Source organism: Sporosarcina limicola, assembly GCF_014873855.1.
GTDB classification, from domain to species: domain Bacteria; phylum Bacillota; class Bacilli; order Bacillales_A; family Planococcaceae; genus Sporosarcina; species Sporosarcina limicola.
The window spans coordinates 49,206-66,652 of sequence record NZ_JADBEL010000021.1 but is presented as its reverse complement, the minus strand read 5'-3'; the positions used below and the strand labels follow the sequence as shown (position 1 = coordinate 66,652).

Annotated in this window: 19 protein-coding genes and 3 pseudogenes; 6 read left to right on the top strand and 16 right to left on the bottom strand. The window is 40.0% G+C overall.

Annotated elements, in window-relative coordinates; all coding sequences use genetic code 11:
- Positions 1-49: 49 nt before the first annotated feature.
- The 5 genes and pseudogenes from tnpC to H4683_RS15845 form a co-directional block, all read right to left on the bottom strand.
- A pseudogene (gene tnpC, locus H4683_RS15865) lies at positions 50-1,117 on the bottom strand (IS66 family transposase); the annotation flags it as partial.
- A 73-nt stretch (positions 1,118-1,190) separates the two neighbouring features.
- The gene (gene tnpB, locus H4683_RS15860) at positions 1,191-1,544 is read right to left on the bottom strand and encodes an IS66 family insertion sequence element accessory protein TnpB (protein WP_192599805.1); all 354 of its coding nucleotides are present in this window, start codon (positions 1,542-1,544) and stop codon (positions 1,191-1,193) included.
- On the bottom strand, positions 1,541-1,729 hold the full coding sequence (locus H4683_RS15855) for a hypothetical protein (RefSeq protein ID WP_192599804.1): 189 nt from the start codon (positions 1,727-1,729) through the stop codon (positions 1,541-1,543). The genes tnpB and H4683_RS15855 overlap by 4 nt, the downstream gene beginning before the upstream one ends.
- 488 nt (positions 1,730-2,217) lie before the next feature.
- Positions 2,218-2,430 (bottom strand): hypothetical protein, encoded by a 213-nt coding sequence (locus H4683_RS15850; protein WP_192599803.1) that lies wholly within the window; start codon positions 2,428-2,430, stop codon positions 2,218-2,220.
- A gap of 64 nt (positions 2,431-2,494) precedes the next feature.
- Complete coding sequence (locus H4683_RS15845; RefSeq protein ID WP_192599802.1) at positions 2,495-3,625, bottom strand: reverse transcriptase domain-containing protein; 1,131 nt, start codon at positions 3,623-3,625, stop codon at positions 2,495-2,497.
- A 1,229-nt stretch (positions 3,626-4,854) separates the two neighbouring features.
- Here H4683_RS15845 and H4683_RS15840 point away from each other — a divergent pair.
- From H4683_RS15840 to H4683_RS21510, 4 genes are all read left to right on the top strand, one after another.
- Entirely contained in the window at positions 4,855-5,481 is a 627-nt protein-coding gene (locus H4683_RS15840) for a tyrosine-type recombinase/integrase (RefSeq protein WP_192599801.1), read from the top strand.
- Positions 5,474-6,508 (top strand): tyrosine-type recombinase/integrase, encoded by a 1,035-nt coding sequence (locus H4683_RS15835; protein ID WP_192599800.1) that lies wholly within the window; start codon positions 5,474-5,476, stop codon positions 6,506-6,508. Before H4683_RS15840 ends, H4683_RS15835 begins: the two co-directional genes overlap by 8 nt.
- 245 nt (positions 6,509-6,753) lie before the next feature.
- Positions 6,754-6,957 (top strand): hypothetical protein, encoded by a 204-nt coding sequence (locus H4683_RS21515; RefSeq protein WP_225942137.1) that lies wholly within the window; start codon positions 6,754-6,756, stop codon positions 6,955-6,957.
- Positions 6,950-7,501 carry a tyrosine-type recombinase/integrase gene (locus H4683_RS21510; protein ID WP_225942136.1) on the top strand — a complete coding sequence of 184 codons (552 nt, stop codon included), beginning with the start codon at positions 6,950-6,952 and terminating at the stop codon, positions 7,499-7,501. Before H4683_RS21515 ends, H4683_RS21510 begins: the two co-directional genes overlap by 8 nt.
- A gap of 116 nt (positions 7,502-7,617) precedes the next feature.
- Here the strand turns inward: H4683_RS21510 and H4683_RS15825 are convergent, their stop codons facing one another.
- The 5 genes from H4683_RS15825 to H4683_RS15805 all read right to left on the bottom strand — a co-directional run bounded on the left by H4683_RS15825 (position 7,618) and on the right by H4683_RS15805 (position 10,707).
- Positions 7,618-8,145: a reverse transcriptase domain-containing protein gene (locus H4683_RS15825; protein ID WP_192599799.1), complete on the bottom strand. Its 528-nt coding sequence runs from the start codon at positions 8,143-8,145 to the stop codon at positions 7,618-7,620.
- 721 nt (positions 8,146-8,866) lie between these two features.
- Positions 8,867-9,088, bottom strand: a complete 222-nt coding sequence (locus H4683_RS15820) for a protein rep (protein ID WP_192599798.1) — start codon at positions 9,086-9,088, stop codon at positions 8,867-8,869.
- Positions 8,994-9,218, bottom strand: coding sequence for a protein rep (locus H4683_RS15815; protein ID WP_192599797.1), 225 nt, complete (start codon positions 9,216-9,218; stop codon positions 8,994-8,996). The genes H4683_RS15820 and H4683_RS15815 overlap by 95 nt, the downstream gene beginning before the upstream one ends.
- A gap of 401 nt (positions 9,219-9,619) precedes the next feature.
- Positions 9,620-10,102: a hypothetical protein gene (locus tag H4683_RS15810; RefSeq protein WP_192599796.1), complete on the bottom strand. Its 483-nt coding sequence runs from the start codon at positions 10,100-10,102 to the stop codon at positions 9,620-9,622.
- 35 nt (positions 10,103-10,137) lie between these two features.
- Positions 10,138-10,707, bottom strand: a complete 570-nt coding sequence (locus tag H4683_RS15805) for a DUF4879 domain-containing protein (RefSeq protein WP_225942135.1) — start codon at positions 10,705-10,707, stop codon at positions 10,138-10,140.
- A 207-nt stretch (positions 10,708-10,914) separates the two neighbouring features.
- Between H4683_RS15805 and H4683_RS15800 the strand changes: the two genes are divergently transcribed.
- Entirely contained in the window at positions 10,915-11,061 is a 147-nt protein-coding gene (locus H4683_RS15800) for a plasmid partition protein ParG (RefSeq protein WP_192599795.1), read from the top strand.
- 10 nt (positions 11,062-11,071) lie between these two features.
- Here H4683_RS15800 and H4683_RS15795 read toward each other — a convergent pair.
- A pseudogene (locus H4683_RS15795) lies at positions 11,072-12,339 on the bottom strand (IS4 family transposase).
- Between the two features lie 408 nt (positions 12,340-12,747).
- Between H4683_RS15795 and H4683_RS15790 the strand changes: the two are divergent.
- Positions 12,748-13,149, top strand: a pseudogene (locus H4683_RS15790) (tyrosine-type recombinase/integrase); the annotation flags it as partial.
- A 173-nt stretch (positions 13,150-13,322) separates the two neighbouring features.
- Here H4683_RS15790 and H4683_RS15785 read toward each other — a convergent pair.
- The 5 genes from H4683_RS15785 to H4683_RS15765 all read right to left on the bottom strand — a co-directional run bounded on the left by H4683_RS15785 (position 13,323) and on the right by H4683_RS15765 (position 17,387).
- Complete coding sequence (locus tag H4683_RS15785) at positions 13,323-14,213, bottom strand: alpha/beta fold hydrolase (protein ID WP_192599794.1); 891 nt, start codon at positions 14,211-14,213, stop codon at positions 13,323-13,325.
- Positions 14,214-14,231: 18 nt separating this feature from the next.
- Complete coding sequence (locus tag H4683_RS15780; protein ID WP_192599793.1) at positions 14,232-14,672, bottom strand: DUF1330 domain-containing protein; 441 nt, start codon at positions 14,670-14,672, stop codon at positions 14,232-14,234.
- 61 nt (positions 14,673-14,733) lie between these two features.
- A complete protein-coding gene (locus tag H4683_RS15775) occupies positions 14,734-15,345 on the bottom strand; it encodes a DUF2239 family protein (RefSeq protein WP_192599792.1) in 612 nt (203 codons plus the stop codon).
- A 449-nt stretch (positions 15,346-15,794) separates the two neighbouring features.
- A complete protein-coding gene (locus tag H4683_RS15770; protein ID WP_192599791.1) occupies positions 15,795-16,184 on the bottom strand; it encodes a hypothetical protein in 390 nt (129 codons plus the stop codon).
- 54 nt (positions 16,185-16,238) lie between these two features.
- The gene (locus H4683_RS15765) at positions 16,239-17,387 is read right to left on the bottom strand and encodes an IS4 family transposase (protein WP_192599790.1); all 1,149 of its coding nucleotides are present in this window, start codon (positions 17,385-17,387) and stop codon (positions 16,239-16,241) included.
- Positions 17,388-17,447: the final 60 nt, after the last annotated feature.

The following is a 17,447-nucleotide window of genomic DNA, read 5'->3' as shown; positions in this document are numbered from 1 at the left end:
GACCATAATTATTCGAGAAAAAAGAAAAGGAATAAAATAATTAAGCGGAATTTCTCATTTCTTCTCGGATAATCAATCTTCTCGGATAATGTGCCCAGCAATTTGCAAATGTCACGTCTTCCAAGTTGCCGTAGGCAGAATAGCCATCGCACACGATGGTTCCCTTATAACCTCGAGTGAAACTTTCCAACACGGATCGAGCGCGAGATAAGGAACTTTGAAACAGTGTGATGATGGGTCCTTGACTTGGCACACTGCGATACACCCAGTTGTAGGCATTTGACTGGCCTGACTTCCCATCGGAACGATTAATGATCTGCGCGTACGTTTCATCGACATGCAAAACGGATTTCATCATCATCAATTCTTGTAATCGTTCATAAATCGGCAACAGCCAGTCTTCGGCTACGCGAATGACCCAGTTGGATAGATTCTTATCATTCGTCTCCAAACCATAACGAATCCATTCCTTTACCTGACGGTAGAGGGGGAGGTATAGTACGAATTTATCATAAATCACTTTAGACAGTACGCTAGGGCTGGCTAGGCTACGCAGTATGGCTGATTGAGGTGCTTTACCTCGCTTCATTCGGGCTGGCAGTGACACATCTTTTTTACATTCTGTACATTCATATGCGTGCTCAACGTGCTGTACTTTCATCATGTTAGCCGGAATAAATTTAGCTTCCTCACGGACCATCTTACTCCCGATTTCTGTCATTTGATGTTGGCAACAGTCACAAACAGTGTTTTCCGGATGATGATGTATGATTTCTAGGGCTACATCATCGCGCAAGGAATCGTTTCTCTTTTTCTTCGGTAGTTTCCGAATAACAGTATACGAAATGGTCTGTTGGCTTTGTTCTTCTGTATGCTCAGAATCAGTAAAAGAAGAATCATCGTCAAACAAGGATCCTTGCCCGTCGGGCGTGAGGTATTTCGATTTCTCTGTTTTAGAGCCAAATAACATCTTGGTTAAATGTTGGACCTGTTGAGTTAGTGATTCAATTTGCTTCGACAATTCTTGATTTTGTTGATTCGAATGAGCCAATTGCTCTTCTAGTATCTGAATTAATTTCTCTGTTTGTTTTTCATTCGTAGAAGAAACATTTGGCATATCATTCACCACTTTCCGTTCGGTTTCGTTTTTATTAGTATAACGAGTTCGAACTGGGAAATAAAGATGAAAATTAAAATATTCCTTTAGATGAAGATCGAATGGCTTTTGGCTGTTGAATAGATAATCCTTCCAAAAGCCATCGGAGCTCCTGTTGCGACAGATTACGAACTTCCCGTTCATTTCTAGGCCATTGTAGCTTCCCATTATCTAATCGTTTATAAAGCATAGCGAAACCATTACCATCAAAATACAAACATTTATAACGATCTTTACTCCCTCCGGCAAATAAAAAAATGGAGTCGCTGTACGGATCGAGCTCGAAAGAGTCTTGAATCAGTGTAGCTAGGCCGTCAATACCTTTTCGCATATCGGTTTTCCCACAGATGATATAGATATTTTTCACACTGGTATAATCCTGTTTCATAGATGTTTCAACTCCCTCATGACCGTTTGGATGATGCGCTCTTCCAGTCCGTTATAAAAGGAGATTTCAGCAGAAACGGTTTTGATTATGCAAATACCGGAGGTATTCGAAGTAGCGAGGGGAAATACATCTTTACTATCAGGCTGGAGTGTGACGGGGACTATTGTTAATTTTTCTTGCGACATTAAGAAAGCACCCCCTAAAATTGATACGTTGATCGTACCAAGAAGGTGCTGCGTTTGGATATGCGTTGTTTGATTGGGGGCTTACAGCTAATGAGCATTTATAATACGATGTATTCACTATTAACAAATTTTCATGATTTAGTAAGCAGCCAATCACTAAACGAGCGATCCAACCAAAAAGGATAGATCACTCGTTCATCTTTATATTTTATAAACTATACATGCGTTTGACCAACTTGGACCATTGACCATGAATATCCTGCATTCTACATCATTTGATTAAAGGTTCCGCAGCGATTCCTTTTATAAATATTGAAATAAGTACTGTCATCATCTTCGAAATCAACTTCATGAAATAGCAACATCTACTCCTTTAGATGCAGTACGTCCAATCTATAAGCTTTCAACACACCATTGCTCTGCCTTTTTAGAATATGCTGTTGACTTGGAATAAAGTTTGATTAAAACGCAGCTATAAATGATGATTCTTATAGAAAATCATAGCCCCTATTTTTCATTTCTGTATAGGGCTTTTTGTAATAAAGATTGATCATTTCGGAAATCGAATATTCAACTAAAGTGCCCGATTGTTGGACACAAGTTAAACAACGCTCTTCAACTAACCGTAGCAATAGGTAAGCATTTGATGTTATCTCCAGCTTTTCCCCTGCTCCACACGGAACGTGCCAGTTTCCAAGCATTCCGCGTTCCATCTAGCGATGGTTTTATTAATTATAAGTTTCAAGTTACTCTTGTTGATTTGGATTATTTAATGCATTCTAATTCACACTTCCCACGATATTTGTTGATTTTTTCTAACATCGGTTCTGTGATGCCCAAAACTTTAATGAGTGTATTCATCTTAATTATGTCGGTCATATGGATTAATTTATGTACCTCTTTCTGGAGGATACGTAAATTATTGAATTTGTCACTTCCACCAAGATGCATAGGAATGTAGTGATGACAGTTTACGTCTTGTGCTTCTAGGAACGTGCCTGTGATTTCACATTTTCCTTGCTTCATGCTGTATCTACTAATCCGATTATCCATATATTCGACACTCTGTGTCGGTATTTTTGATTCCAGTAACAATACTATTTCCTGCCTAATGTCTATGCGTAACCGTGTGGTTATTTGTACTCGACCTTCTTCGGTAAACGGCGTTAAACATTGGGTAAAGCACATCGCATTTTTGGTTTTGATGATTCCGAGAGGAAAGAGATACACATTGGCAATTTTATAAGTTTTAGAGCCTAAGCTGTAAAACTTTTTATAGACAGGTGGAGGATTGTTTGGATGTTCATATCTCCCAACAGACCTAAGACGATTGTACATGAATGCACCTATTTCGTAGGCAAGACGTGAGAACGCTAAGTTGACGTGAGTAGCTCTATTAAAATAATTGTGTAACCCTAAGACAAGACTATTAAACCGTAAAGCGTTTTGAGCCGTTGGCGATGTTCGCAGTTCTTGAACCCGTTTCTTTGTCTCCGCTTTGATTTTTTGCATTTTCTCGGCTTTGACAAATGTATGTGCAACTCGTGTCTTTCTTTTACGATTGGCACGTATTGTGAATCCAAGGAAAGCAGATTTACGCTTACGCAGATTAATAATCTTCGTTTTTTCTGGTGAAATATCAAGTTTTAAGCGTTCCTTCAGATAAAGTTTAACAGCATGATACCACTTTTCAGCAGTTTTCCAGTCTCGACATAAAATTTTAAAATCATCAGCGTAGCGAACTATATAACCTTCTTTTAAATTAGTCTTCATTTTTGCGTTTCGTTTGCCAGGCTGAGATTTAATAGGACTCGTGAGCGGGAATAGCTCCCATTGATTGGCTACCCATTGGTCCAAATCATTCAGTACAATATTAGACAATAACGGTGAAAGCAAGCCTCCTTATGCAAAGCGAATGATTATGCAAAGTAACCAGAGATAGCCTTGTATTTACGGGATTTAAGTTTGATTTACTTTGCATAATAATTTCTGAAGATAGCTGTCATCCAGCCTTTCAAAACAAGAAAAGCACTATAATCAGAACTAATACGAACTAATATAAGTAATACGAATATATTTTCGAGATTATTTGAGTAGGAAATAAAATATATTATGCAAAGTAAACAGTGGCTATATCCTTTAGTAATAGGCTTTCTGACTGTTTACTTTGCATAATTACTTACTTTGCATAAGCCACCCTGCGGAGAACCTTTTGTCGGAATACCTTCTCCATCCACTTCAGCTTTTAACATCTTCGATATACAGGCTAAAACTTTCCTATCTTGAATACCTAAATTCCATAGCTGCTTGATAAGCAATGTATGATTGATATTGTCAAAGAAGCCTTTTATTATCACTTGCTGGCGATAAATAAAAGTTATCACCAGTTAATGATTACCACGAGTCGCCAGTAATAAGTTTTGAAAAACAACTAGGGTGAACCCTAAATATATGAGATTCTCGCAATTTCTAACTGAGGATAATCATATTTACCTCTATAATGAATTCATCAGTGCTAATACTGAAATTCGTTATGGAGGATGATGTTTATGAACATCACAGAACTTACAAACAGTGCATGCAGATGTCTAAAAGACCAATATTTTACCGACTCGACGATCTACGTGAATTACCGACGACATTGGAATGGTTTTCTCAAATCCACTGATGCTAATACCGAATTCGGATTCAAGATTGTCAGTGATTACCTAATCCGAAGATGCGGCAGAGATTTACTACTTGAGGAACCATCTACATTGTCATTAAAGGAATACAGGATCCATCATGCTTTTCAATCCTTGATCTATTTCTATAACTTCCAGTCAATGCCCGGAACATCGATGTCTTCCACTATTGTTAGGATAAAATTGTCCGAATTCGATAACCAGTGTTTAACCAATTACACTAACTATGTGAAAGATCTGGATTACAGCCAGGGTACACTGAAATATTGTTATAACACAATCCACAATTTTTTAGTCTTTTATCCACTGACTGATATCTGCGACAGTCAATTACTGGATTATTTCAAGTCTCTTTCTAGCCTTTCTAAACAGACTGTAAGATCCAAGTTGAAAGTATTGAAACGTTTTCTCTATTACTGTCACAAGAGGGGCTTTATAGGCTTGGACTACAGCCCGTTGTTCCCATCCAATAAGTTGCGCTCTCACACGGAGATTCCCTCTGTTTATACTCCGGAAGAGATATTTCAGCTACTGGAGTACATAAGGAACAGTGGTTATACAAATAAAAGACGTAATTATGCCATTGCCGTCTTGATTGCGGTGTATGGTTTCCGTGCAGGTGACATCAAAGAAATGAAGTTGTCGGATATAGATTGGCAAAATGAAACCATCCGTGTTGACCAATCCAAAACCAAACAGAGGCTTGTGCATAAGCTTACCTGCCATACTGGTAATGCGTTGGCAGAGTATGTACTGAAGGAAAGACCCGAAGGGACGAGCGAAAAGGTTTTTCTGAAAGGTGACGGGTTTGAAATAAAATCCTCTGTAACGATTTCAACGATGATTTTCATCGCATTCATAGATTCAGGCATCAACATTAACGGGAGGAAACACGGGAGCCACAGCTTAAGGCATTCGTTGGCATCAAACATGCTTTCCAATGGCGCTGGTATCCTAGAGATTTCCAAAACCCTGGGGCATGCCTCCGTGGATACTACCAGAATCTATTCTAAAGTGAACATTACCCGTCTGCGCCTGTGCGAGTTGGAGGTGCCCAGACATGAGTAAGCCCTATATCTGTGACCCTACCTGTTTTAAAAGTTTTTTAGCCGAAAGCATTGTTTCGTTCGTTGAATATAAGGTAAATGTTGGCGGATGTACTGCGGAATCTTTTCTTCCTGTAATGTCATTGTTTGACAGGTACTGCACGAACCATCCAGAACCGGAGGTCTGTTTAAAACAAGAGACAGTCCTCAGTTTTCTTACCATTGGTCCCGGCGAAAAGAATTCAACAGCAATAAGGAAATCTTCGATTATCCGTTCATTAGGAAGGTATCTTGCAGCAGTACTCAGGATCAAAGATGTTTATATCGTACCTAAATTGGTGAAACGGGGGCAGAAAACCTTTGTTCCATATGTCTTTACCCATGATGAGATTGCAAGACTGCTACATGAAGCCGAAAATTACCAGCCAAAACAGGAGTATACCAAAACCCCAAATATGGTTAACTGTATGTCCTGTATTTTCAAAATGCTTTATTGCACCGGCATGCGTATTTCCGAAGTGACCGGTTTAAAAAAGCAGGAAGTTGACCTTGAACAGCGTATTATCCATATTAACCAAGCTAAAAATGACAACAAGCGAATAGTGACTATCTCAGATTCGCTTGCTGATGCTTGCAACACGTATCTAGAATTAACCAAGGACTGTAAAACATCCAATATTTATTTCTTTGATACTGGTTCCGCCTTTAATGACGGGCGCGTATCTATCCAAAGGGCATATACCTATTTCAGGCGTTTCCTAAACAGTGCGAGCATAGAACATAAAGGGAAGGGTTTTGGCCCAAGGATGCATGATATAAGGGTAACATTTGCAGTCCATTCTCTTCAAAAACTGTCACAGTTGCCTGATGATATTAATGTACATCTCATGTCACTCTCAGTATTTTTGGGACACCAGTCAATTTATTGCACACAAGAATATTTGTGGTTAACCGGCGAACTATTTCAGAACACCCTAGAAAAGATGGAGGATTATACCTCATTTGTATCATCCATTTTTGATGAAAAGGTGGATGATCTTGATGAATAAGACTTTCCCTGGAATGCTTGAACACTATGTGGTCTCTTATGTTAAGGACGAAGCCGGGATGTCCAAGGAAACTCTTCGTGCGTACTACTCAGCCATAGAACAGTATATCATCTGGCTAAAGGAAACTCGCAGTATCGGTATCAAAGACATTGGGGTAACGCACTTTAGTAAAGAGAACATGAAATCATTTCTATCCCGAAAGAAAGGTTTCAGTGGCAACGAGGAACCTCCGTAGGGCAGCGCTTGTGGCATTCCTTGCTTTTGCATCGGAAGTGAATCCACTTTATGCCAATGCATATATTGAGGCAAAGAAAATCAAAAACAAGAAAGCGCCAAAGCCCAAAAAGGATTTCCTCACTATTGAGGAGTATCAGGCATTGCTTGAATCCATAGATATTTCAACTAAGGCAGGCTTTAAAACATTATATCCTTATCCATGTAATGTATGATACCGCAGCTAGAGTGGATGAAACTGTTCGAATGAACATGGAGGACTTTTCATTTGGAAAAGAAAATTCAGTCGTTATATTCGGAAAAGGCTCTAAATACCGAAGGATATATCTAACCAAACATACCGTAAAGCTAATCAAAGAGTACAGTCAGAAATTTAACCTTGAAAATGGCGCCATGTTTAAAAACCGATGCGGGTACAGGATATCGGATTCTGGTATTGATTACATACTGAAAAAGTACGCAGAAACCGCATCTAAAAAACAAAAAACACTTGGCAATAAAAAAGTATCGCCGCACATTCTTCGAAGGTCGAAGGCAACATACATGCTTTTGAATGGAGCTAGTCTTCCAGTCATCCAGAGGTTTCTGGGGCATGAATCCATTCAGACTACAGAGGGTTATCTTGACATTGGCTCAGAAGCAATGATCAAAGCAGTGGAGGAAGCGGGAAAACTGATTTTTAAGGATACTTCTGAAGAAATGGTATCGTCATGGAAAGACCCTGACATACTGAAAAGGCTTAAAGGAATGGTTAAGTAACTCCACAAATGATTATCCTTAGTTAGATTCCGACTGTTTCGATCGTTTAAGCTTAATACTACGGTTGTTGGCTATGAAAGCACTGCGGGATACCAAGTACTAACTGGGCGTAATCATTAACTGGTGATAACTTTAATATCAATATCTACCACGAAATGCAGTTTTGATTGATTGACTAGATATTGAACTCTTGCCATCGCATGATGCGTAGAACGTAACGGTCTGAATCCATAGTTATGATTATAAAAGTGAGCTTCCGCAATTGGCTCTAACACTTGTCTAAAGAATTGTTGGATGATTCTGTCGATGATGCATGGAATGCCTAATGGTCGCATCTTGCCATTATCTTTTTCAATAAGTTTACGTCTAACTTTCTTTGGGCGATAATTTTTGAGCTGTCTTTGTATTTCTTCTACTAATTCATCCTCAGTTCGTTTCTCTATATCTAAGATGGTTTTACCATCTGTTCCAGGGGTCTTCGACCCTTTATTGGACTTAATTTTTCGATACGCTAATAAAATGTTATTCCTCGACGTAATGATGTCGTATAGTGAATGGAATGTTCCCTTATTTTTGGCTCGTTGATGTAAGTCAGTAAAGGTATCCGTCATCCCATAATAATCCCAATATCGTAGAGCTTGCACTGTGGCATCATTCCTCTGTGAAGTGATGTTCCCACATTCTTACCCGATCGATGCAATGCACATTTGAAAAATAATTATTACCTATCGCTAGACTTGGGGCTGTTCCTCCATCTCCATTACAGCAATTTCATCAGTCGTACCCCTACCCTCATAAAGATAAATGCATTTCGACTAATGTCTTATAGCAAACGTTTCAGGTAACAGCCTTCGTTTCAACGTTCTTTACTTTCCAAGTCCCTTACAACATAGCTATCAGTTCTAGAATTAGGTGCTTCTTGTAAGCCTGTGAGCTGGATACCACCATTGTTCAGTATAGTGTATTTCAGAGGGCCAAATTTTACTTTACACCACTCACCCCATCGTAGGATGGGACATAGCTTTCACTATGTTCAAACTATAGACCCTTAAATTCAGAAGTTCGTCGGTTCCTCTTCAGAGGAACATCCTCACCATATCTAGTTTTTCAGCCATCCGGCATATCAGTCGGCATACCTTTTCTAATGAATGGCTCCAGCCTTCCTTCTGCCGACTCTACCTGTGCTTCGAACCCCAGGAACTGTCATTCATAGAGCACGCAGGAGTATTGATGAGATAGTTTCAGAAAACATGGTTTCTTCATTCCTATCTTCCGTTGTAAAGTTGAAATTCATTTCATAAATTCCCTGTGTTTTCATGCCGAAGGCATTTATCACAGAACTTGTCGCGCTGGCCCGTTTGCTGATTACTGCTTTATAAAATGTTCCCAATTCCAATAAGCCATAACGCTATAAGCCTCTTTTGACACTTCTTTTTCTTCCTCATCTACATCGACTAAATCGCCATCTTCGACGTTATCTAAATTCAATTCCTTATGAATTTCTTTCAGTAATCCGCCATACGAAATTAACCATTTTCTGTATAGACCTTCTTCCGAATCGGCTACACTCTTCAGTTTTTTTATCATCTGTCCGAAAATCCGTATCTTTTACGGGATATTTTACTGTTTCGGCTACAGCCGATTCTACATCCGACTTATGTTTGTTTTTCGGTCGCACGATTTGAATATGAGCAACTGGATCATAGTCCAAATTCATCGCTTTTCGCCAAAATTTACCCCATTGCTTTTTCCCATAGCAGAAATGAACTTTTCACCGTTGCGTATTTCCGCGACTATTTCCGCGACGATTGCAAATTCATTCCCATAATTCAAAAGAAAAGACCTTGGGCTTTGCCCAAACCCACGAGGGAAAAATTCCCCCTCGACCCCCTCCATTCAAGCCCCCAACCCCCAACTCTTTCGGGGGCTCCCTCGCCGGTAGGCAGTTTCCAAATGTGCATTTGGAAAAGCCAAGAGGGTGGAAGATCAGTGACTCGTATCAACTCCTTAAATTCCTTCCGCTTTGCTCCAGTCAGACATTTACCGTTGACACTTCCCGATATTCTTCCCTCTGGTCAAAGAAAAAAAGAGTAGCCGCAGCCACTCTTTTTTTCTTTCTCAATGCGATAATCGTTCCAAGATGTCAAGAACCTTCATTTTACTTTGATAACCAATTAAATTACCATACTTAAAATCTTTCGATGCTCTTGCCTCAAACTCCGCAATCCAATCTCTTTCCCCTTTACTATTAGCAAACGTTTCATACATATCAAAATCGGCCGAAATATATCCTGGTGCATGTCGTTTTAAACTGCTAGTAGCTTTGTCATAATCAAATGTTAAAGCAGCATGTTCCTTTAAAGATATCTCTCCCGCCCCATATAACGCTTCGGACATTTCAATGATTTCTCCAAAAGTAGCATTTCTAACATCATATTTACTAGAAAGTTCTTTATAAAGAGCAGAAGAATCTTTTTTCTCTATTTTTTCTACTGTTTCACTAATAAGAAATACAGATTCCTCTACATGATCCGACTTCGCACTAGTATTTTCAGAATAAAATGATGTTAATTGATAAGGAGCAATAGAATTTATATTCATATAATCAACTACCTTCTACCGAACACACGGCATTTTTATTTAATGAAAATGGAGTCAGACATTGTATTACTTGGAAAATTCGTTGAAGTATTTTGGTAATTAAATGTACCACTATCGTTACCACTAGCATCCCACCAAATATACCATCCATCAACAATTGAATCGCCATCTAAGTCTATATGTTGTTTCTTATATTCTAGTAAATTGATCCCATTAAATTTAGCATATCTAATATGACCATACCCAAGTTCCCTTGTTACTATATAAAGTTCAGCCCCTCCATGATCATAAACTGAAGATAACTGACTTGGGCTGAAATATTCATAAGTCGGGTGTTGAGTAGAGATTACTGAATAAACTTCCAAATAACTCAACGGTGGAGCTGAACCTCTAATCCCCCAATTTGCCTCTTCTTGTTTTTGTAATTCTTCATCAGTTAAATCAATAAATTGTGCATTTGGATACTCAATTTTAATTTTTTCTAAAAGCTGTTCTTTTAAAAATTCTTTTTTAATTTTTTCACTTGAACTTTCTGAAACAGATGCTGCCGCAGTTTCCGTCCCCGTAAACAACATTGAAATAGATAGTACGCCTAACATTGCCATTGTAAAAAAAATTTTTCATAATTATCCCTCCCTAATTTTAGTTATCATGGATACTATCGACCAAAAAAAACATATTGTGAACCTTTTTTTCCAAACTTCTTTTTTTTCCTCTGGACAAAGAAAAAAAGAGTAGAAAGTCACATTATCACATTTCCGTTTTGTTTTTTTTGTATAAACTAACGATTGAACGAAGGACGGAGTGATCTCATGACACCAAACGGAAAAAGCAGGCTAGCAACTAACATTGACGAAGATCTTCATCATCAATTCAAAATTCAAGCCGTAAAAGAAAAGAAAAAAATTAACGAATTACTTGAAAACATCATCAAAAATTATTTAGACGAAAAAAAATAATCTAAATAACTCAACTTTCGCAGCTGGAAATCGGCAAGTAAGCCTTGATATAGCTAGGTAAACCTGCCATCCATTGCGTCAGTTGACTTTCAATTAGTTTTTTGAGTTTACTATTCGTCTCTTTTAGGACATCTTGAATAAGTTCGATTAATTGCTGCAATGCCACAACCCAATCAAGTTCATTTACTTCATCACATAACTCGAAAAATAGCCCACCTATGGTGCGATCATCTGTATTACATCGATTTTGCCAAGAGAGGACAATGTAACGCGCAAAAACGATTGTTGTATGGCTGATTAACAGGTCATAAGAACGCCCTTGGAACTCCTTTTGGAGTTTTAACAACGATTTCGTCACCTTGAAAAACACTTCAATATCCCAACGCATACCGTAGATACGCACAATTTCTTTCTCAGTTAGGGTGCAATCGGTACTCAAAATGGCAAGCCATTCCCTTTTTTTATTCCGATTTTGAATGAATACGATTTTGACAGGGACACCCGTTGTTGTCATAGATGTTTGGATGGAACGAATCACGCCTTTTTCACCTTGGCAAGGCGTGGCTAATCGGTAAAGTGCTTTTAAGTCGACTTTTTGGTCGCCTACCCAATAACGCTGTTTTGTCGCTTTTACCATCCCGATGACGTCGAGCCCTTCTTCAACATGGCTGGAATCTGTTCAGGTGCGGTTTGGAGTGCTTCTACACGTCTTTTGTAACCTGATGTACGTTAACTCAATATCTTCTGAAATCCCGTTAATTTGGGCTTTTTTTGAACTGAGTAGTGAAAAGTCAATCGGCATGAAAGAATGCCCGTCCGACCAACCAAGCGTTAACATTCGAAAACCTTTATAGAAACGATTCGTCGTTGAAGAATGATCGAAGCATCGTGCAAGTAGTTCTACTTTTTTACTTCGATTCCGATCAAATGTAGAGTCATCTAAAATAAATACCTTTGTTCGTTCTTGATGCGTAAGTGCATCGACCTTTGAAATCGCATGCGTGCTCAATGACAGTAAAAACCGCCGCCAAGCATATTTGGAGTGGTTTAGGAAACGGTACACAGCGTCTTTAGCTGGAACACCATCTGCCTTTTTGGAATCGAGTAATCGAAACCAATTTTTATGTTAGAAAATGAGACAAAAGACAAGTTGGAAAAGATAGGTGCAGCTATAGCCCATGCGCTTTGTAATAGCGGCGTTCCGAAGATGTTTTGACATTTCTTTAAATACTGCTTTTAATTTGGTAGTTGATTAGTTTGCTCGTTATGGTCTATCATGTTGGAAGCACCTCTTCTATATGGTAGTGGTTTTTAGACAATTCCAACTTACCGTAGATGGGGTGTTTTTTCACGTTTTAATTTAAAAGTCAAGCAATATAAAGAATGTCGATTACCCCCATGAAAGACCTGGGTTGGCGGGCTTTATTCAGGTGCGAAAGTTGAGTTAGTATTTTATATTAGATTATTTATTTAAAATCATTTTAGAGACTCAACCCATAGTATATTAATATTAATTCAATCAACATTTTTTATATTCTGAATATTTTAATTATATATAAACCCCATAATATACTATAATGAGAAAAAAGAAAACCCTTGTTTATAGTGTATAAAGTAAGGCTCATGGAAAGATATTATATAATTTTGATTTTTATCCGATAAGTAGGTGTACAAGGTAACAAAAGGCGACACATACCGCTAAAAGATAAGGTTGTCACCAGTATCCATCAGTTTCGGGTAGCACGAGGATGGCCAGCTATTGAACACGCTCAATTAGATACGCCATTTTTCACAACAAATTCAGGGCGGGCTTTCTCGCCTTCATATTTGTCGCAGTATGTAAGCAAACAAATAATGGGTACTGTTCAACCGAAGCTATCGGATCAATCTCTTAACATCACACCGCACGTATTCCGCCATGCCTTTGCAATTATCTCCAAGCTGAATGGTGTCGATATTTATGATATTATGCGTTCGCTCGGACACGAGAAGATTGAAACGACCATGATATATTTAGAGAAGATTTTCGAAAAAGAACGACATGCGATTCATGCGTGGAAATCGGATCAATTCGGAGAATATATCTGATTGAAATAAAAATACCCTCACGTAAACTGTCCAAAACCGTAGCTTTGGAGCTGTTGCGTGAGGGTATTGTTGCTTCGGAATAAAGATTGATTAACACTCAGCTACAATGAGCGCTGCGCAGCTGGGCATTGGACACCGCGGGACTCCGGCTGGTTGCATTCAGGAAGCGCGTATCAATTGTGACGAGCTGTTCGCTCTATGCCATCAGCGATTTCTTTGTACAGTTGGTGCGGCAGGTCGTGTCCCATGCCGTCAACCAACATTAGTTCGGCGCCTGGGATGGCAGAAGCCGTGTCCTCGCCACACGCCGGTACGATCAGGGGATCGTCCACCCCATGAATGATAAGTACTGGTACTTTTATAGTCGCAAGCCGCGGACGACGGTCACCGGCGACAGCCATAGCAGCAATTTGTCGTCCGACACTGCCTGGATCGTAGGCTCGCTGGACTTCCTCCAGAATGAGCGCCCGATAAGCATCTTCTTCAAACGGATAGCCGGTGCCGGCGATGCGTTTTGCAAAAGAGACGCTGTGCGACAAAAATCCTGCTTCATCCTCAAATGGGTTCGGCGCCGGTTTAGTCATCATCGCCATGACTTCTGGGGAAGTTTGTGGAAGGGCTGGATTACCGGTACTGGACATAATGGATGTGAGTGATAAAACCCGTTCAGGGTACTCACTGGCTGCAATCTGGGCGATCATTCCGCCCATCGACCTGCCAACGAAATGGGCTCGGTCAATTGATAGTGCGTCGAGCAGTCCGATAGCGTCTTTGGACATGTCATCGAGAGTGTAAGGGATGTCTGGTCGCTGTCCCGACATGAGAGCAGTCGCCAGTGCGTTAAAATCCAGCGTCGGATAATGACTAAAGTGCGTCGAGTAACCTACGTCGCGATTGTCAAAGCGGATTACACGAAAGCCCCTCGCTGCTAATATCCGACAAAACGAATCCGACCATCGGATCATCTGGGTTCCAAGCCCGGCGATTAGGACAATAGCCTCGTCATTTTCGTTACCGAAACTGTCATAGGCCAAATCGATGTTGTTGACTTTCAGGATGTTCATAATATTGTGCTCCTCCTTTTATTTTGATATCGGAAGTTCTGTCATAGGAAGAAGGCGTGAATCTTCGATCGCCGCAGTGCGATGCCCGATACCGGCTATGTAGTCTTGATGACTTGAAAAAGCAAGAAACGACTGCGCGCTGCTCTGGCGGATCATCATGACAAGATCCCATCTTTCCTCTTCGGGTCCGATAAGAAACTCCCCGCCATCACCAAGAAACATCTCTTCACCTCCGCTTTCACGGAGAAATGGGAGGGTGTGCTCAATATAGCGGTTGAAAGCTTCGGCACCACTGATTGGGTTCTCTGGTGTTAGCTCAGGATTGGCTGTGTAATCGGCAACTTCACGAAAACGCATGAGGTTCAACATGACGATGCTGCCCTCAATGCCTCGCTGTATGAACCTCATGCCAGCGCGTTGTGTTGGGTCGATGTAGCGATTAAATTCAAATTCTGTCATAGTGGCTCCTTTCGTAGAACCTTTTTTATTCCAAATTCTTTAGGCCTCCACATGCTTTCTTTCATAAGTTCCCTTCAGGGAATGCATTAGCGGCTAATCTTTTGATATGGTTTCTGATATCAGGTGCCCAGGCATCGATGAAGTGGTTAAAACGATCCAAATCACCACTATACAGTTCCCGCAGAGCTTCTTCGTATTGATGGAAGTTCCCCGCCATAGTTGTCATAAAGTGATATGTTGCTTCTTGTGACTCTCGTATCTTGCTCTGTTTTCCTCCAGCATGGCGAGCCTCATTAACGAGTTTTCGTAATGTTACCGACGCCCCTCCAGGTTGACTCTTGAGCCATTCCCAATGCCGTGGCAATAACGTAACTTCACCGGAAACAACTCCCAGCTTGGGTCGACCGACCTGCCGTGTAGGTTGGTGATTCACTTCCATACCGGGCAAGTCACCAAACTGTTCTCCTAATCGTTTGAGCACTTCATCTGACTGCCCACGAAAATCAACATCTATTTGCTTTCCCGTGGAATCGTCAAATATAAGCAACTGTGTGAGGTCTCTGTCCTCCAGAGTATCCTTCACTGTAGAAACAACGTGATATAACGAACCATCGGCGACGACTCCCACACCCAAAAATGCCGTGCAGTAAAAGCTAGTTTGGTCATTTTTCATGATGTACCTCCTCTTCTGAATGCCTGCTCGAATTATACCCGGGTAAAAATAAAAAGTCAATATTACCCGGGTAAAATATATTTTGTCGTTCGTGATGGAGGGAATAAATGCAAAAGACGCGGCCTAGGAGGGACCGCGCTTAGATGCTATTATTTGTTCCAAAACCCGTTCATTTATGAACACGGAAATATCCCAATAGTTTTCCGCTTCAATAACTGTTCATAAACCCTGTTAATAAATCTAGGTCAGATATTACCCATCGAGTCAAGTTAGGTTGCGATAGAATACTCTAAAATCAGAGGGTGAGATTTTGAGTTATTTCTATTATATTTAACCCCTCAACAAAGACTAATAAACATATATTCAATTATTAAAACTTTCCATCAAAGTCATCTGCCAAAGTTCTACTTTTTTAACATCACTTAATAACACAACATTATCTTCATTGGTTATTGAGTAAGATGTTTGCTCCTTTGGAAAGTTTTCGAACTCTGTATAAAAGTCTTGAGGATATATTGTGCTCCATGTTTAAGTTGTAATCCTCTAAATCCTTTCTCATGTAGGATTTGGTAATCTGGGTTTCCTATAATTATTTGTTCATTGATGAAATTTAATAAGCCTACTATCTTTCTAGCAGGATTAATTTGAGCGCTTATACTTTTCCCCTTGAATTCATAGTTTTCTTTAATGAAGTGAGTAATTGGATGTGGAACAACAATGCCGTTTTTCTTATTTTGTACACCGATTGTGATTACTGTTCTCTGTTCCAACTGGTTATTACCAAGTAAATGTTCTATCTTATTTTCTCTTACAACCCATTTGTACTTTTCTAATTCCATACAATTTTCATCTCTTAACAATTTATAATGTAAGTATTTTATCACGTCTGTTGATTAACCAAATATAGGTAAACCTCTTTCGCTGTATTCCCTCAAACGACATAGGAAATCGACAACCGCACTTAGCCATTCCACGGCTAATGTTTGCGCCAAAAAACTGCGGGTGAAGCTACGGAAAGAGATTGATTTTCTACCTGTTTTTTTCACTTGATCGAAAAACCATTTTAGTAACACAAATACGCTTAATGCGATAAAAAGTTGCGTAAATACGGCATTTTTGGAGTTGCCAAATAAAATGGGAAGATTCAAGTAGCCTTTAATCCAATGGAAAAAAGACTCGATGGCCCACCTAGATTTATACATTTCGGCAATTTCTTCAGCGCTTACGCCCATCACATTCGTAACGACACGGATATCATGTCCTTCATGATCGCAGAAAGTTACAACGCGATAACGGTCTATCGTGCGGGATTGTTTCGTCCCCACCTGACACGTCACATCACCGACTACATTCGAATCCGGCTGTTGCATCCTGTTAAGCGAATGCGGTCGATGCAGTTCAACATTGTCACGAAGGCGAATGACGAAGTACTGTTTCTGCTTCTGTTTATTGGATTTATTGAACATATCGAACCGATCATGCTTACCGTACGCACGGTCTTGGACGAGTATGAAAGCCTTGTTTGCAAGGCATTCGCCAGCTGGACCATCGTGACTTAGCCCACCCGTTTCCTTTATTTCAAGTGGCATGCCGGTTTCCAAAGTGTAGGCAACATGCAGTTTGATGCCGGATCGCTCGTCGTGAAATGGCGCCCAAGGTAAGCGGTTTTTTCCGACAGTAATCGTCGTAGAATCCACGAGAAGGAGCGCCTGTTTCACTACTTTTGTCCTACGTTTTGCTCGATTACATTTACCAATCAGCAGATGAAAGAGGTCCTTGAAAATTTCATAAGGAACGTCTGCTGCCTTCTTACTGACGGTCGAATAATTAGCAGGCGACAGACCGATGGATGCCATTACCTCAGTGCCGTCCCGGAAACCCGCCCATTTTTCAAGGGCTGCTGCCACAAAGAAATCGAGAAGATCTTTAACATGGAATTTGCGTGCGACATCTTCATAATGATGCTTTTCTACAAGCTCCATCAATTCTTCTGGTGAAATTAGGGTAGATAAAAGCTTTGAAATTGTGCTAAACTGTTTCATAAAGGAAGGATGCAGTTCAATCCTTCCCTGAGGACACCCTTCCTGTATATCGATGTTGGT